Raw genomic sequence first — 15840 nt, 5'->3', positions numbered from 1 at the left:
TGCCCGTTCAGGCCGTGAAGGCACCGGCGAGCGCACGCTCGGCCTGCTCCCAGAAGGCCGGGTTGGTGAACGGCCGCGCGAGGGCCTGCCGCACGGACTCCTTGAGCGAGCGCACCAGCACGCCGACCGGCGTGGTCACCTGCAGGCCGAACCCGGGACGATCCTGACCAGCGAGCCGCTGGGAAGACCGCGCGCCGCCTCCCGTGTGTCCGCGGCTCCCTGGAACGCGTTCTCGACGTCCGGTATCGGACTCCGCCGGGACGGGGACCACAGTGAACTAGGTCATGGCTGCTCCTCCAAGCCGCCGGGGCGAACCCTCAGGAAGGGGAGTATGGCGACCTAGGATGCGGGCGTGACTCCTCGTCTCATATCGCGCGCGGCTGCCGTCGCAGCCCTCTCCTTCGCCCTCCTCACCGCCTGCACACCGCACCCCGGCGACGACGGTGATGCCCCCGCCGGAGCACCCGGCTCCGCGCTCGCCGCCGTGGAGTCCCTCACCGTCAAGGGCCGGGCACCCAGAACCGGTTACGAACGCGAGGAGTTCGGACCGGCCTGGGCGGACACCGACGACAACGGCTGCGGGACCCGCGACGACATACTGAAACGCGACCTCGAGGACGTCACCTTCAAGGACGGCCACTGCAAGGTGACCTCCGGCACGCTCACCGGCGACCCGTACACCGGAAAGTCCGTGGTGTACGAACGCGGCCGCAGCAAGGTCGACATCGACCATGTGGTCGCACTCTCCGACGCCTGGCAGAAGGGCGCGCAGAAATGGGACCGCGACCGGCGGCAGGCCTTCGCGAACGATCTTATGTTGGCGGTGTAGATGTCTCACGGTGATGTGTCTCAGGGGCGGGGTAGTCGAGCGACCGGGTGGTGTCTCACACGAGGCGGTCTCTCGCCGGATGGCCGACGCAGGGGGACGGAAGTGACGGGACGTGCGATCCGGGCTGCGCGGGGGCGTGCCGTCGCCGCCGTACTGGTTCTCGGCGTGGCGCTCGCGGGCTGCACGGGAAGCGGTCTGTCCGGCGAGAGCGGCTCATCGGGCGAGGGCTCATCGGCCTCAGGTGGGCAGGGAGCCAGCCCCTTGGTCAATCCGGACGGAACGAAGCCGGGGCTGGCCGCGATCTCCTCCGATGAGGACGTGGCGGCGGCGCGTGGGCTGATCTCCAAGCTGTCCACCAAGGGGCGGGGTCCGAAGACGGGGTACGCCCGTGATGAGTTCGGCTATGCCTGGATGGACACGGCGGACGGCGTGCCGCTGGCGCGGAACGGCTGCGACACGCGGAACGACTTGCTGAAACTCGCTGGTCAAGAGGTCAGGTTCCGTACCGGTTCGGACTGCGTGGTCGTGTCGATGACGTTGCACGACCCGTATACGGGCAAGGACATCGCCTGGAAGAAGGCGAAGGCCACCGAGGTGCAGGTCGACCACGTGGTGCCGCTGTCGTACGCCTGGCAGATGGGCGCTGCCCGCTGGGACAGGCCGAAGCGGCAGCGCTTGGCCAACGACGTGCTGAATCTGCTGCCGGTCTCGGGATCCACGAACTCCGCCAAGCGGGACTCAGGTCCGGCGTCCTGGCTGCCCCCCAGCAAGGCGATTCGCTGCTCGTATGCGGTTCGCTTCGCGCAGGTGGCGGAGAAGTACGAGCTCTCTGTGACGGCGGCGGACAAGAGTGTAATGCTCAAGCAGTGTGGCGCCTGAGCATCCCAAGGCGCCAGATGGACGGCCGTGCGAACTTCGGCCGCCAGCGGAAGCGCACCTTCACGTCCTGATCGCCAGCCGGACGCTTGGAAACTCGATGGCGAAAGCGGTGGCGGCCGTGCAAGGGTGCTGTCCCAACCGTCGGCAAAGAAGCCCAAAATGACCCAAGACGACGCCCTTAAGCAGCTGAGCCATATCGCGCGCGAGAGGGCGTTCGGTAGGCATGTTGGGTCTGACCGGCTAATCCAGGCCGGGTTGGAAGCACTGATCGCAGGGATCGAGAGTCCCTCGCTCGCCATGTTGGCAGGCCTCCTGCGGAGCGAAGAGCCCGAAGCCCCGGAGCTTTTCGACCTCGTGCTGGAGGAGCTGGGATTGCTCTTCCGCCCGCCTGCCGACCCCACGGCCGCAAAGTGGGCCATGGCCCACTGGATCGCTGGTCAGATCGCCGACGGATCCATCGATCCTGCCGCAGGCACGCATCTCATCTGGGCGGACATCGCCTACGACCTCGACTATCCCGAAGAACTCGAACCACTCGTCCACTGCGCGCACAATTTGGACGGCTGGGAGGAGAGCTGGGGTGTCTCCATCGAGGAACTCAACAGGGAAGCGCTCGAGGCCGCGGAGCAGTTCCTGAGCAAGCGGCCAGGGGGAGAGCCGAAGGGCTGACAGTCGACCGACGGATTATCGACACGTCACGTCTGAACCGGCGGAGACGATGGAGCAGGTTCGCGCCTGCGCTCAAGTTGCCTGACCACACCGTCCTGGCCCGCCGCGATCCGGGACTGCAGGCGACGGGAGTCCGCTTCCAGCTCGGCGTTCCTGAGTGTGAGGATCTGGATCTGGTTCGCGTACGCCGCGACCGTCGATCGCAGGTCGCGGATCTCAGCGGCCTTGTCGCTGCGGAGCTCCTGCAGGGCCTTCTTCAGCTTGGCGATCTCCTGCCTGAGTTCGTCGGCCTCGGGCCGCTTGGCCTGCGGGGCGCCGAGGACTTCCTTGATCGCCGCCGAGACAGGTGAGCGGTAGTACGAGGCTCGGGAGACGCCCGCCTCGGTGCAGATGTTCACCGCCGAGGTCCGGCCGTCGGTGATCTCGGGCCGCCCGAGCATGAGCTGCTCGAAGGCACGCATGATCTTTCGGTCGATGTCGGTCAGGCCGGGGTTGTCCCGGGCCAGACGAGCGAAGGCGGTGCGGGCGGCCCGGAGGGTCTCGTCCGTGGAGTCGGTCATCGGCGGGTGTCCTCGTGGTCGATCTCGGCGATCAGGCGGGTGAGCGTGGCCAGGTGCTCGGTGATGGCGAGTTGCTGAAGCTGCGGAAGGCCGGTGGCTTCGCCGAGTTCGGCCTGGGCCATGGCACGTGCTCGCTCCAGACGGGGCATGTGAACGGCGGCACGACGTGAGTTGGGGCAGCGCATGCACATATCGAGCATGGGGACGGGGCGTCCCAGAGGCTTGGCGCGCTTGCGGCAGACGGCCGTCTCGGCTTGGTAGAAGCAGTCGTTGAGGACACCAGGGTGCAGGGTCTTCGTCAGGTGGTGCAGCAGCGTCCTGAGCCGTGCGGGGCTGGCCACCGCGCCCGGCAGGTCACCGAGTTCGCTGCGGATGCGGTCGAACTCGGCCTCGATGCGCTGGGCGGCGCCGCCCGCGGAGCGTCCGCCCTCGTTCCAGTCATGGTAGAGGTCCTCGACGTAGTCGAGTTTGGCGACGGCCTCCTCGGCGGCGACCTCGTCGGCGAAGCCGGAGGCGGAGGTGCCCGCGTATCCCTCGAACATGGTGATAGCGGCGTGCTTGTACTGGCGGGCGCCCGCGACCACCCCGAAGGGCTGGTGGGCGATGTGCCAGGCGAGGGTGCGCCGGAACTGCCTGGTGTCGAAGGCCCAGGGAAGCGCCGTGGGCTCCGGCGTGTCTTCCTCGACATCGTCTTCCTCGTCTGGGAGGTGCTCGTCCGGGGGCGTCGTCGTCAGCGGGATGTAGAGCTCATCCGCCGTGCTGAAGAGCTCGTTGAGGTGGTCGCGGAAGGCTCTGATGCGCCGGGGCATGTTGCTGAGGAGTACGTACCCGTTGCGGCCGCCGCCGTCGTAGCCGAAGAGGTGGCCGGGGTCGTCGTTGATCTCCCTGAGAACGGCGACGGCCCGGTGTACGACGTCGAGTACCACCCACTCGGCTTCGTCCCCGCTGAGCTTGCGGTCCTTCCCCTTGTAGACCCGTCCACGGAGTTTGTGCCGGGGACGCCCGTCGGCTCCGGTCTCGGTGGCGGCGCAGTCGCGGTCCAGCTCACGGACCTCTGCGTCCCGCATCCCCGACAGATAGGCGATGACGATCCAGCACGCCGTTCGCAGGAACGACAGCTCGTTGGCCAACGTGAAAGGGCTGAGCCGCGGTCGCCACGGCCTGCCGGAGGCCGGCCACTCGGACATCAGGGTGTCCAGGCCACCCTCCTCGTAGCCGATGTCCTCGCCGGCCTCGGCCATCAGCGGTCGCAGGTGTGCGGCGTTGCCGCAGCCGGTCAGGAGGGAGACGAGGCGGTGGTTGGGGCTCTGCGGTACGCCGTCGACGGTGACGGCGTCGGGCACGGTGTGCGCGGTCTCGCGGGGGAGCGCGGGGATGCCCCGGCCGGCCGCGCGGCGCTCGGCGATGAAGGCCAGCACTCGTTCGTGCGCCTGGCCGGGGCCGAGGTTCTGGCCCTTGCGTGCTGCTTCGAGCGCGGCAACCTCTCGCTGGGCGGCGAGGATGTCGCCACTGGCCTTCTCCACGTAGAAGACCGCGGCCCGCAGCAGCGGCGCGAGGATCTCCTCGGGGATGCGCGGGGTGACGTTCTCTCCCTTGACCCGCTGCATCCCGGCTACGCCGTAGGCGCTGCGGCCGTTCCAGGGGAGGACGTCCAGCCGGTCCTGGGACAGGAACGGCCCGTGCGCCGCCAGGTGCTTGAGAAGCGTGATGTTACGGACGGCATTGCTCGGGCTGGGCTTCCACCTCGTCAGCACGGCGTCCAGGTGCGTGCGGCCGACGGCGGATAACCGTGGGGCGCCCACCTCCCGCAGGTCCTTCATCACGGCGATGAAGACGCGCAGCTCTCCGGCTGCCGCCGTTGCCTTCAAGGGGCCGAGGCCCAGGGAGCCCCGGTGGAGGCGGGAGGCGACGTACTCCTTCGCCGTGCGCCGTGTCACCGGATCGCTGATCTGCGTGAAGTCGAGCCGCCACGTCCGCCAGGTGCGGGGCAGCACGCACCGCAGATCCCAGATGTCCTCGGACAGAAGCGGGCCCCGGCTCGGCAGGCCCAGCGTGAGCCGCTCCGGGAGCACGTACTCCGAGGCCGAGGACAGGTCGTGATCACCGGTCCTCGGCATGGGGACGGCAGTCATGCGATGACCTCCAGGAACGAAGCGGGCAGCAGCAGGCGATCGCCGTCGGCCTCGGCGATGGCCTGCGCCGTGGCGATCTGGCGCGTGCTGAAGCGGGCGCGGACACCGTGGACTACGCGGTCCCACGCGAGACCGAACCGCGCGGTCCACTCAGCGGCGGGATACTCCTCGCGCTGTCGCTCCAGGAAGTCCAGGAAGGACAGCAGACTCGGCAGGTGGCGGCTGGTGAACACCGCGTTCGGGCATTCCAGGCACCCCCAGGCGGGAACGGGGCAGGCCGCCCCGGGCTTGCGCGCGAACGGCGAGGCGAAGAAGTTGCGGCAGGAGGCGAGCCATACGTCCTGCTCGCCGGAGAGCGCCGACTCGATCTCCCGCGCGGTCAGCGCGGCCTGGCCGTCGTCGAGCCGGGCGCCGTCGTCCGACAGCACCACCGGTGGGGCCAGCGCCGCGCCCAGCGCCTGCTCAAGGCCCGCCTCCACCGCCTGCTCGTGGGTCTCCTCGTGGGCGTCGATATCCGCGTAGTGCTTCGCGGCGACCGGCCGGCTGTGGCCGGAGGCGAAGTCCTCAAGAACTCCGCCGACCCGCAGGTACTGACGGGACTTGACGGTCTTGCGCACCCGCCGCAGGTCGAGGGTGACCGAACTGCCGTCGCGGTCGGAGAGGCGGTCGAGCCCACGCTCGGACATCCACTGCCGGGTCACGGCCGACCAGCCGTGCGGACCGTCGAAGGGCGCACGAGCTTGTCCATGACCACCGACGTCGCACCACAGCGCGTCGCTGCCGATCAGCTCACGAGTGCGTTTCGTCAGACGCAGGGCCAGCCGGATCACGCCACCGGGGAAGCGCAGCGAGCCCCCGTCGGTGACCCTGACCGTCTTGTGCGGGGAACTCGGGGCGCGCTTCTTGACGTAGGCGATGCTGACGTAGCCGCGGGCCGGACTCGCCAGGCAGTCGGAGCGCAGCTGCCGGATGCACTCGGGTTCCATGCCCGTCTGACAGGCGAGAAGGAGGAGGAAAGGCACCAGGTCCCGTGCGGTGAGGTGGAGACGACCGTTGAGCTCCTCCCTGCCGCCCCAGGGGCGCAGAATCTTGTACGAGGCGTCGTCGGCGGTCAGCGGGCTGTCGTGCGCGATGTACCAGAGGACGTTCTCCAGCCGGTCCCAGCCGTAGCGGCGCGGGTCACGGCCCGAGGCCGCGAGCTTCTCGCCCTCCAGGATCCGGTCGCGGATGCGGGCCACGTCATCCCGGGCGGCGGTCTCCAATGCGTCGAGCACCGGGAACGGATACGCGTCGAGCGGCTTGGACGCCCGATGGGCCGACGCCGACGTGAAGCCCAGGCGGGCGTGAAAGGCGGCCCCGAAGGCGTCGGGGTGCGCCTCGTGCACCAGCTTCAGCAGCCGCACTAGGTACGTCATGGTGAGGTACGGCTCCTTGCTCGTCTCTCCGTACTGAGTGATCAGACGCGTCTCGAACGCGTCCAGGAGATCGGCCTCGAGGTCGCTCAGGCGCAGGTCGGCGGCGGAGCCGGGCAGGGCGGCGGCGGTGAACTCGACGAACTCCCTGATGCGTTTGACGACGTAACGCACACTGCCGCGGTCGCGCAGCGTGCCAGGAGCACGGACGACCTCGGTGAGCGCGGTCGCGAGGGCGCGGGTGAGGCGCGGACACGGAAGCCCCGACAGGTCGATGCGCTCGGGACTTCCGTGCAGATCCACGGTGAAGATCACGGGGCCGATCGTCGGCACGGGCTCGGCCGCGGCAGGGGTCTCGACAGCGGCACGGAAGCGCACGCGGCGCGGGCTCACCGGTCATCCTCCGCATCCAAGCGGATCCGCTCGAAGGCGGCGGCCTGCTCGTCCCAGTCGTCGAGCGCCGCGAGCACGATCTCCTGGGCCTCGTCCAGCACGTCGAGGTATGTGTAGACAGTCGCCTCGTGGCGATGACCGAGCAGGAGCTGGAGCTTGCGCAGAGGATTGCCGATGAGCAGGCGCTTCACCTCCGCGTGGGTGAACCGGTGGTCCTCGCGCATGCCGAGCGCCCGGACGGTCTGTCGCAGCAGCAGGCCGAGCATGTGCACCGCGAACGTGTGCCGCAGGGTGTGTGGGTGGACATCGAAGTCGAGCTCGAAGGCGACGCACCGCTCGTTCGCCCGCTGGAAGACCGACTGCCAGGTACTGCTCCGCAGCGGCAGCCCGTTCTCACCGAGCCACAGACACAGGGGGCCGACCACGCCTCCTCGGCCGTCGACCTGGACGAGCCGTGTCCGGTCCGCCGCGGCGATCCGCGAGTACGACCGGCTGGTTCCGTTCTCGATCACCAGCGCCTGCCGGTTCGCCCGGCGCACCGGCAGTGGGTCCGCAGGCGCTTCGTACACGCCTTGGACGCGTCGCCGCTGAACCAGCTCGTCACGCTCCATACCGACGTAGTGGTGCAGATCGCGGGCCACCCGGGGGCGGACGTACACCGTGCGCGCCTTGCCTCGCTTGGCCACGGCGGCCGAGACGGTGATGTCGCCGATCAGGCGTCTGCCGTTCACCGGCGGCAGTTCCGTCGTCAGCAGGCTTGCGGCCTCGCCCAGCCGCATGCCGGTGCAGACCAGGAGATCGGCGAAGAGTGCGTTGCGTTCGCCGTTGCGCCCGCGCCACTTGGCATCCGGGGAGCCGTCCGGCAGCAGCCCGCGCAGCCCGACGTCCCGCCAGAGCATGAAGTCTTCGTGCGACAGGAACCGGATCGGCTGCCGGGGCACCTCGGGTTCGGCGTCGGCGTTGACCCGTACCCGCTTCGGTCCTTGCGGCGACACCACGGTCTTGTCGACATACCGGAACGGCTCTGCCGGCAACAGCTCCTCGTGCAGCGACCACTGCACCCACTTGTCGAGCGCGGCGATCGATCGGTTCCAGGTCGCCACCGACACGCTGCCCGGCCCGCTGCCGTGCAGCCGAACGGCCTTGTAAGCGCGGAGGTCGGCACCGTCCGTGTCCCAGATGGACTTGCCGCCCCTGGACTCGTGGAGGAACCGGCAGTAGAGCATGACGTCGGTGCTGTAGGCGATGCGGCTGTTCTCCGATCGCACACCCCAGTTCTCCAGGTCCCGCAGGCAGCGGTTCAGGTGGAGGTCGTAACTGCCGTCCGAGCCGAGGATGAAGGGCCTGCCATCGTCGACGCCGGTACGTCGCAGCACCGAGTCCCCGTCGAACGGAAGAGGTTCGGCGGGCAGTGTCCCGAGTGCTGTTCTGTGCAGCAGGACCGTTGCCTCGGAACCGGCATCCGCTTCGTCACCTGAGTCCGTCGTGCGCAAGCCACCCTCCCTGCGTGAGACAAGCTGTACGCGCACATAACTGACAGACTGGTGAGACAGTTACGGGTGCCGACATAAACGATCCGCTCAATCTGCTCGCCGTCGACTCCTCCACCAACCGCCGCAAGGGCGACGGCGACACGGCGACCTGGCTGCCACCGAACACCGCGTACCGCTGTGCCTATGTGGCCCGGCAGGTCGCGGTGAAGAGGAAGTACGGGCTGTGGGTGACCAGCGGGGAGCGGGACGCCATGAAGCGGGTGCTCGGCGGGTGCGAGGAGCAGCCGCTGCCCCGCTGAGCGGCACGTCGCGCGGGGCTCGCGCACCCGTACGGAAAACCGGTTGGGGAGCGGGCGGTCCCCCGCTAGCCTGCGCCGGATGGACACAGACCGCAGCCTGGAGCTGACGATCACCACCCTCGCCGAGCGGCCCGAACTGCGGACCCCCATGTGGCGGATGCTCGACACCTGGCCGGAGTTCATCCTGCACGACCCCGTGGGCTGGGCGAACATGGACCGTGTCGTCGCCGAGCTGCCCGAGTACGTCCTGGTCGCGACCGATCCCGAAGGCACCGTCGTGGCCCGGGCGTTCAGCGTCCCGTTCGCGCTGGACGTCGACGGGCGGCGGGAGCTGCCCGGCACCGGTTGGGACCAGGCGCTGCTGTGGGCGTTCTCCGATCTGCGGCACGGCCGGGCCCCGGACACGGTGAGCGCGATCGAGATCACCGTGACGACCGGCATGCTGGGCCGCGGGATCTCCGCCCGGATGGTCGCCGCCATGCGGGACAACGCCCGGGCGCGCGGATTCAAGGAACTCGTCGCCCCGGTCCGGCCGAGCGCCAAGCACCTCGAACCGGAGGCGCCGATGGCCGAGTACGCCTTCCGTACCCGCGAGGCGGACGGCCTCCCGCACGACCCGTGGCTGCGCGTCCACGTCCGGGCCGGCGCGGTCGTCGAGGCGGTCGCCCCGGCCTCCATGACCGTCTCCGGCTCACTCGAGCAGTGGCGCGGCTGGACCGGCCTCCCCTTCGACACGGACGGCCCGGTGCAGGTCCCGGGCGCGCTGCTCCCGGTGCACTGCTCCCTCGGGCACGGGTACGCGGTGTACGTCGAGCCGAACGTGTGGGTGCGGCACCGGCTCTGACCCGCCGGACTCCGCCCGGCACGGAGAGCGGAGAACGGACAGCCGGGGAGGCCGCCCCCTCCGGCGGCCTCCCCGGCTGTCCCCTCGCCCACGGTCAGTCGATGTCGGCGATGTCCTTCGCGGCGGGCTTCTCCGCCGGAACCGGCCTGTTGAACTCCGAGAAGGTGAGGGACATCGGCTCGGCGCCCCCGGCCACCTGGACCCTGAGCAGATACGGCGCGCCCTTCGTGGCCACATGCGCCGTGTACTTCTCGTCGCGGTACGTCTCGGTGAGCACGAGGGTCGGTGTGTCGTTCACCGTCGACTCCCCGGCCTTGCGGGCGATGTTGTCGTTGGCCCGGAAGCCGTCGAGGTAGCTGTCCAGGTCGCAGAAGTGCACCAGGTCCTTGGCGTCCGCACCGCCGGCCGCGTCCTTGACCCACTTGCCGAGCAGCATCTTCACGACGGCGTCGGTCTCTTCCTTCGGCCGGCCCTCGCCCTCCTTGCGCAGCATCGCCTCGTCGAAGCGCGTGTAGACGGTGTCGCCGGTCTTGATGAGCTCCGTGGTGCCGGAGTCGCCCACGGATATGGTCCCCGCGCAGTCCCCCTTGGTGTTGACGGCGAGATACGCCTTCATCGGTCCATCGGCGGCGGTTCGCATGGTGAGTTCGAGTCTGAGGGACTTCGCGGTCCTCGTCGCCTTCAGCCCCCGGTTGAGGACTTCCGGACCCGAGAGGTCCGCATAGGGTCCCGAGTCGGTGTTCTCCTCGCCCGTTCCGCCGTCGAGGGCGCCCAGCGGGCCGCACGCCGTGAGGGCGAGTCCGGCTGCGGTGCACAGGGCGGCGGCGAGGGCGGCGCGCTTCAGGCGGGCGGGTGCGGTGGCGGACATCGGTCATCTCCGGGGTGAGGCTGCGGGGGGAAGGGAAGGAGCGCGGGGGTTGTGCCGGGCCGACGGCCGGGTGGGTCAGAGCTTCAGGTCCCAGACGCTCGCGTTGTACTCGATGCCGGGGCTGATCTCGACGGTCAGGTTCTTGGCGTCGGCGGGAGCGTCGAAGGCCCAGGTGGCCGTCACCTTCTTGCCCGGCAGGATGGTGCCGGTGATCGGGTCGCCGACCTTGTCGTCGTAGATCTCCTCGGCCTTGACGCCGTCCTTGCCGGCACGGGCTTCCCCGGTGATGAGCGAGGCGTCGAACTTCTCCTTGCCGGCGTTCTCGACGGTGACCGTGATCTTGTACGCCTTGTTGCCCTTGGTGTGGCCCACCGCGTACTCGGTCGGGGTGTACGCCTTCGGCTCGGACACCGTGACGGTCAGGTCGTCGTCGTAGACCGCCGAGTCGCCGGCCGCCAGAGCCTTCCCGGTCGCGTCCTCGCCGTCCTCCGCCTTCTCCAGGGGCTTGTCGCTCCCCGGCTTCTTCGACGCGGAGGTGCCGGACGTCGCCTTGTTGATCTCGTCGACCGCGTCGCCCACGGCCTTGAAGGTGATGACCGCGCCGACCACCGAGAGGACCAGGGACACCAGACCGAGGATGACGCCGGTCAGGGCGACTCCCTTGTTGGTGGCCTCACCGCGCTTGACCCGGCCGCGCGCCGAGAAGCCGAGGATCAGCCCGATGAGACCGAGGATTCCGGCCAGCCAGAAGAAGAACGGAATTACTCCGGACAGCGCTCCGATGATCCCGAGGATCAGCGCGGCGGTGCCGAGGCCGTTGCGGGCGGGCTGCTGCGGGGCGGGGACGGGCGGCTGGGAGAACGGGGGCTGCTGTGTGTGCTGGGACATTCGTGTCCTCCGAGGACGTCGTGAGCGGACGCCGCTGGGACAACGCCACCGTGGCGTCGTCCTGTTGCCGGGACCGTTCACCAGCCCTCTGCAGCGACAGGACAATCAGAACAGAGCCTGTGAACCGAGTCAACCTGGTTCACAGAAAACGAGTTCACTCACACTGTGAAGCGATTTGCCTCGCGCGCATCGCTATGCTCGGTGTCACATCAGCGCTGACATGAACCGTCGACGGAGAACAGGAGGCCGCCCGTGCCCGACAACGCAGCCGAGGTGACCGCTGCCGGGATCGCCCGGCTCGCGGGTGTGGGCCGTGCCGCGGTCAGCAACTGGCGTCGGCGGCACGCCGACTTCCCCAAGCCCGTCGGCGGCACCGAGACCAGCCCGTCCTTCGCCCTCGCGGAGATCGAGCGGTGGCTGCGGGACCAGGGCAAACTCGCCGAGGTACCGCTCCGCGAGCGGGTCTGGCAGCAGGTCTCGGGACACCCCGACGGCGCGGTCGCCGCCCTCGTTCACGCCGGTTGCGCCCTGCTGCTCGTACGGGACCGCCACACCGCCTGGCTGGAGCTTGCCGCCGTCTCCGACGAGCGCATGGCGACGATGCTGCCCACGGCGATCGATGCGGTGCTGAGCCCGCGGTTCGGGCCGCCCGACGACCGGGCCGTGCCCACGCCCGACACCTCCGCCCTGCGCCGTTCGGTCCCGCTGCTGCGCGGCGCCGCCGAGCTCGCAGCCGAACTGGGCGCACGCCAGGCCTTCGAGTTCCTCGTGGGCCGGTACCTCGACGCCAACCCCCGCCAGTACACGCTCACTCCGCCTGGTCCTGCCGCACTGATGGCCGCGCTGGCGGGCCCCGCCGCCGTCGTACTCGACCCGGCCTGCGGCACCGGCGCGCTGCTCAGGGCCGTCGCGCAGCCCGCCGTGCTGTACGCGCAGGAGGCCGACCCCGACCTCGCGGCGCTCGCCGCGCTCCGCCTCGCCCTGCACTCCGACGCCGAGGTGCACGCCCGCGCGGGCGACTCACTGCGCGCCGAGGCCTTCCCTCGGCTCACCGCCGACGCCGTGCTCTGCCACCCGCCGTTCAACGAGCGCAACTGGGGCCACGACGAACTCGCCTACGACCCGCGCTGGGAGTACGGCTTTCCGGCCCGCACCGAATCCGAACTGGCCTGGGTGCAGCACGCGCTGGCTCGGCTGCGCGCCGGCGGCACGGCCGTCCTGCTGATGCCGCCCGCAGCAGCGTCCCGTCGCTCCGGCCGCCGTATCCGCGCCGACCTGCTGCGCCGCGGCGCCCTCCGTGCGGTGATCGCCCTGCCCGCGGGAGCGGCGCCCCCGTACGGAATCCCGCTGCACCTCTGGGTGCTGCGCCGCCCCGCCCTCGGAGAACGCCCGGTACCCGAGCTGCTGTTCGTGGACACCGCCGAACTGGCGGAACCGGGCGGGGGACGCGACAAGCTCGACTGGCAGGCCGTACAGGGCGCGGTGCTCGACGCCTGGCAGCCCTTCGACCGGCACGGCACGGTCGAGGAACAGCCCGGCACCAGCCGGTGCGTGCCCGTCATCGAACTCCTCGACGACGACGTCGACCTGGCCCCCGCCCGCCATCTGCCGCCCCCGGCGGCCGGGGGCAGCGCCGCCGAGCTCACAGGCGTACGCGAACGGCTCACCGACACCCTGCGCCTGACCGGGGACCTGACGCCGCCGCCCGCCGAGCCCGTCGCGCCCGCCCTCGCCCGCTGGACCGGCACCAGCGTGGGCGAACTCGTCCGCGCCGGAGCCCTGGAGCTGCGCGCAGGCGGCGCGGGAACGGGCTCCGCGCCGGTCCTCACCGAGCAGGACGTCCTCACGGGCACCGCCCCGTCCGGAGCTCTCCCGGACACTCCCGGCCCCGGCGAGGACCACGTCGAGCCCGTCCTCGTCCAGGCCGGCGACGTCGTCGTCTCCGTCCTCGGCGGCGGTTCGGCCGCACGCGTCGTCGACGAGGCAACGGCGGGCGCCGCACTCGGCCGCAATCTCCAGCTGCTGCGCCCCGACCCGGCCGCGCTCGATCCCTGGTTCCTCGTCGGCTTCCTGCGCAGTACCGCGAACAACCGCCAGGCCAGCAGCTACGCCTCCACCGCGACCCGGCTCGACGTCCGCAGGCTTCAGCTGCCCCGGCTGCCCCTGGCCGAGCAGCAGCGGTACGGGGAGCGGTTCAGGGCGCTCGCCGCCTTCGAGGACGCGCTGCGGCTCGCGGGCCGGCTCGGCGAACAGCTGGCGCAGGGGCTGTACGACGGGTTGACGGAGGGCACTGTCGAGGCGTGATCGGTTCGACAACGGTTCGGCGCAACCCGGAGCGGGGTGTCGGTGTCGGTGTATACGCTCGAAACCTCGTCCGATCCCGTCAAGGGCAGTTCACCTCTCAGGAGCACGCATGCACGGCCACGGCTATGCGCCACCACAGCCAGGGCGCCCCGCCGACGGCACGCTGATCGCGCTGCGTGTGGTCTTCATCGCGCTGACGGTGCTGAGTTGCAGCTTCCTCGCGTGGACGCCCATGTTGCGGCTCGCCATCCTGACCCGCAAGGCGCTGGACTGGGCACTGCTCGTCACCACGCTCCTGTCCAGCATCGGCATCATGGTCTTCCTGGGCATCGCCGTCCCGGAGGACGAGGACGAGCTGAGCGACGCGACCGCCCTCACCTTCCTCGGCTGGGTCACCGTCGTCATGGTCGGGGTCATCGCCTACTACGTGACCGCGGAGAGCCGGCACTACGAGCGGGTCGCTCCGCGGCTGCACCAGGTCACCGGCTACGGCTATCCGCCGGTCGCGCAGCCGCCCGTACCCAACCCGTACGCGCAGCAGCGGGTTCAGCCCCCCGTCCCGCAGCAGTACACGCCGCCCGCCCACCAGCCCCCGGCCGCCGCCGAACCGCAGCAGCAGCACCACCCCCGCATCGACCAGGTCCGCGCCGAGCTCGACGAGCTGAGCGACATCCTCCGCAAGAGCAAGGACCAGCGGGAGGGCGGTCGGTGAACGGACGGGTCATCGCCGGCCGTTACGAACTCTCCACGGTCATCGGCCAGGGTGGCATGGGCCAGGTGTGGACCGGCTACGACCAGCGGCTCGACCGCCGGGTCGCCGTGAAGCTGCTCCGCCCCGACCTCATGGCGGCCGCGACCGCGGCCGACGAGATGCGCCGCCGCTTCGTCCGCGAGTGCCGGGTCACCGCCCAGGTCGTGCACCCCGGTCTGGTCACCGTCCACGACGCGGGCAGTGACGGCGACGACCTGTTCCTCGTCATGCAGTACGTCGAGGGCGCGGACCTCGCCGACCATCTGGCCGAGCACGACCCGTACCCCTGGCAGTGGGCCGTCTCGATCGCCGCGCAGCTGTGTGCGGTGCTCGGCGCCGTGCACGCCGTGCCGATCGTCCACCGCGACCTCAAGCCGCGGAACGTGATGGTGAAGCCCGACGGCACGGTCACCGTCCTCGACCTCGGCGTCGCCTCCGTGCTCGACACCGACACCACCCGGCTCACGCACACCGGCTCCCCGATCGGCAGCCCCGCGTACATGGCACCCGAGCAGGCGATGGGCGGGGCCGTCGGCCCGTACACCGATCTGTACGCGCTCGGGGTGCTGCTGCACGAACTGCTGAGCGGGAACGTGCCGTTCGCGGGCTCCACCGCGCTCGGGGTGCTTCACCGTCACCTCTACGAACCGCCGCTCCCCGTGCGTCAGGTGCGGCCCGAGGTGCCCGAGCAACTGGAGGCGCTCGTGCTGCGGCTCCTGGCCAAGGACCCGCAGCACCGCCCGGCCGGAGCGCAGGAGGTGTACGAGCACCTGGCTCCGCTGCTGCCGAGCCGTGGCACGCCGACCGGCCCGCTCGACCCGACCCGCCCCTTTCTGCGCCCGCACGCCCCCTGGCCGGATCGGGTGGGCGCGCCCGCGCCGGTTCCGCGTCAGGCCCCCGCGACCGTCGTGGTGGAGCGCCCGGATGTCGCCGGGGCCGTCGACGAGGTCAAGCGCCTCCTCGGCGAGGGCAGCATCACCAGGGCCGTGGACATACTCGGCGGCATCCTTCCGGCCGCGGCAGCCGAGCACGGCGAGCACTCACCGGTCGTCAGGATCCTGCGCAAGCAGTACGCGACGACGCTGATGGACGACGGGCAGTACCGCCGCGCCCTGCCCGAGCTGCGCCGACTGGCGGACGACCGGGCGGCCGAGGCGGGGGTGGGCGATCCGCAGACGCTGCAGTTCCGCTACGACGCGGCGCTGTGCCTGGAGCAGTTGGGCGAGCCGGCCGCCGCGCTCGCCGAGTACCGCGCGGTGCTGCCGTACTACGAGAACCACCACGCGCCCGGCGTCGCCGACCCGTCCCGTGCCTTCGACATCCGTCACCGCATCGGCCATCTGCTCCTCGCGATGGGCGACCACGCGGCCGGCCACCAGCAACTCCAGAGCCTGCTCCACGACATGGAGCGGCTGTACGGCCCGGGCCACCCGCACGCGGTCGAACTCCGGCGCGCACTGGACCGCCAGCGTCAGTTCCGGCCCGGCTGACGGGACGGCGCCGGGTGACCCACACGGGA

General features: G+C 70.5%; 13 protein-coding genes and 2 pseudogenes. 8 read left to right on the top strand and 7 right to left on the bottom strand.

What is annotated here, in order from left to right:
• Nucleotides 1–7 precede the first annotated feature (7 nt).
• Nucleotides 8–139: a hypothetical protein gene (locus ABT078_RS15880; protein ID WP_351227935.1), complete on the bottom strand. Its 132-nt coding sequence runs from the start codon at nucleotides 137–139 to the stop codon at nucleotides 8–10.
• Between the two features lie 213 nt (nucleotides 140–352).
• Here ABT078_RS15880 and ABT078_RS15875 point away from each other — a divergent pair.
• From ABT078_RS15875 to ABT078_RS15865, 3 genes and pseudogenes are all read left to right on the top strand, one after another.
• Nucleotides 353–811, top strand: a pseudogene (locus tag ABT078_RS15875) (HNH endonuclease family protein); the annotation flags it as partial.
• A 183-nt stretch (nucleotides 812–994) separates the two neighbouring features.
• Entirely contained in the window at nucleotides 995–1708 is a 714-nt protein-coding gene (locus ABT078_RS15870; RefSeq protein ID WP_351227933.1) for an HNH endonuclease family protein, read from the top strand.
• A 159-nt stretch (nucleotides 1709–1867) separates the two neighbouring features.
• Nucleotides 1868–2377, top strand: coding sequence for a hypothetical protein (locus ABT078_RS15865; RefSeq protein WP_351227931.1), 510 nt, complete (start codon nucleotides 1868–1870; stop codon nucleotides 2375–2377).
• Nucleotides 2378–2403: 26 nt separating this feature from the next.
• Here ABT078_RS15865 and ABT078_RS15860 read toward each other — a convergent pair whose 3' ends face one another.
• The 4 genes from ABT078_RS15860 to ABT078_RS15845 are packed head-to-tail and all read right to left on the bottom strand — an operon-like array spanning nucleotide 2404 to nucleotide 8367.
• The gene (locus ABT078_RS15860; RefSeq protein WP_351227929.1) at nucleotides 2404–2937 is read right to left on the bottom strand and encodes a coiled-coil domain-containing protein; all 534 of its coding nucleotides are present in this window, start codon (nucleotides 2935–2937) and stop codon (nucleotides 2404–2406) included.
• On the bottom strand, nucleotides 2934–5069 hold the full coding sequence (locus ABT078_RS15855; RefSeq protein ID WP_351227927.1) for a hypothetical protein: 2136 nt from the start codon (nucleotides 5067–5069) through the stop codon (nucleotides 2934–2936). The genes ABT078_RS15860 and ABT078_RS15855 overlap by 4 nt, the downstream gene beginning before the upstream one ends.
• Entirely contained in the window at nucleotides 5066–6874 is a 1809-nt protein-coding gene (locus ABT078_RS15850) for a hypothetical protein (protein ID WP_351227925.1), read from the bottom strand. Before ABT078_RS15850 ends, ABT078_RS15855 begins: the two co-directional genes overlap by 4 nt.
• Entirely contained in the window at nucleotides 6871–8367 is a 1497-nt protein-coding gene (locus tag ABT078_RS15845) for a tyrosine-type recombinase/integrase (protein WP_351227923.1), read from the bottom strand. The genes ABT078_RS15850 and ABT078_RS15845 overlap by 4 nt, the downstream gene beginning before the upstream one ends.
• Nucleotides 8368–8444: 77 nt before the next feature.
• Here ABT078_RS15845 and ABT078_RS15840 point away from each other — a divergent pair.
• Nucleotides 8445–8666, top strand: a pseudogene (locus ABT078_RS15840) (HNH endonuclease family protein); the annotation flags it as partial.
• Between the two features lie 97 nt (nucleotides 8667–8763).
• Complete coding sequence (locus ABT078_RS15835; RefSeq protein ID WP_351227977.1) at nucleotides 8764–9510, top strand: N-acetyltransferase; 747 nt, start codon at nucleotides 8764–8766, stop codon at nucleotides 9508–9510.
• 94 nt (nucleotides 9511–9604) lie between these two features.
• On the opposite strand, the gene ABT078_RS15830 is transcribed toward ABT078_RS15835, so the two are convergent.
• Nucleotides 9605–10378, bottom strand: a complete 774-nt coding sequence (locus ABT078_RS15830; RefSeq protein WP_351227921.1) for a hypothetical protein — start codon at nucleotides 10376–10378, stop codon at nucleotides 9605–9607.
• 75 nt (nucleotides 10379–10453) lie between these two features.
• Nucleotides 10454–11266 (bottom strand): DUF4190 domain-containing protein, encoded by an 813-nt coding sequence (locus ABT078_RS15825; protein ID WP_351227919.1) that lies wholly within the window; start codon nucleotides 11264–11266, stop codon nucleotides 10454–10456.
• Nucleotides 11267–11518: 252 nt separating this feature from the next.
• Here ABT078_RS15825 and ABT078_RS15820 point away from each other — a divergent pair, with 252 nt between their 5' ends.
• From ABT078_RS15820 to ABT078_RS15810, 3 genes are all read left to right on the top strand, one after another.
• Nucleotides 11519–13570: an N-6 DNA methylase gene (locus ABT078_RS15820; RefSeq protein WP_351227917.1), complete on the top strand. Its 2052-nt coding sequence runs from the start codon at nucleotides 11519–11521 to the stop codon at nucleotides 13568–13570.
• A 109-nt stretch (nucleotides 13571–13679) separates the two neighbouring features.
• On the top strand, nucleotides 13680–14282 hold the full coding sequence (locus ABT078_RS15815) for a hypothetical protein (RefSeq protein ID WP_351227915.1): 603 nt from the start codon (nucleotides 13680–13682) through the stop codon (nucleotides 14280–14282).
• Entirely contained in the window at nucleotides 14279–15811 is a 1533-nt protein-coding gene (locus tag ABT078_RS15810) for a serine/threonine-protein kinase (protein ID WP_351227913.1), read from the top strand. Before ABT078_RS15815 ends, ABT078_RS15810 begins: the two co-directional genes overlap by 4 nt.
• Nucleotides 15812–15840: the final 29 nt, after the last annotated feature.

Origin of the sequence: Streptomyces sp. NPDC002133, from assembly GCF_040296405.1 — a bacterium.
Taxonomy (GTDB): Bacteria; Actinomycetota; Actinomycetes; order Streptomycetales; family Streptomycetaceae; genus Streptomyces.
This window is presented reverse-complemented; position numbering and strand designations above follow the sequence as displayed.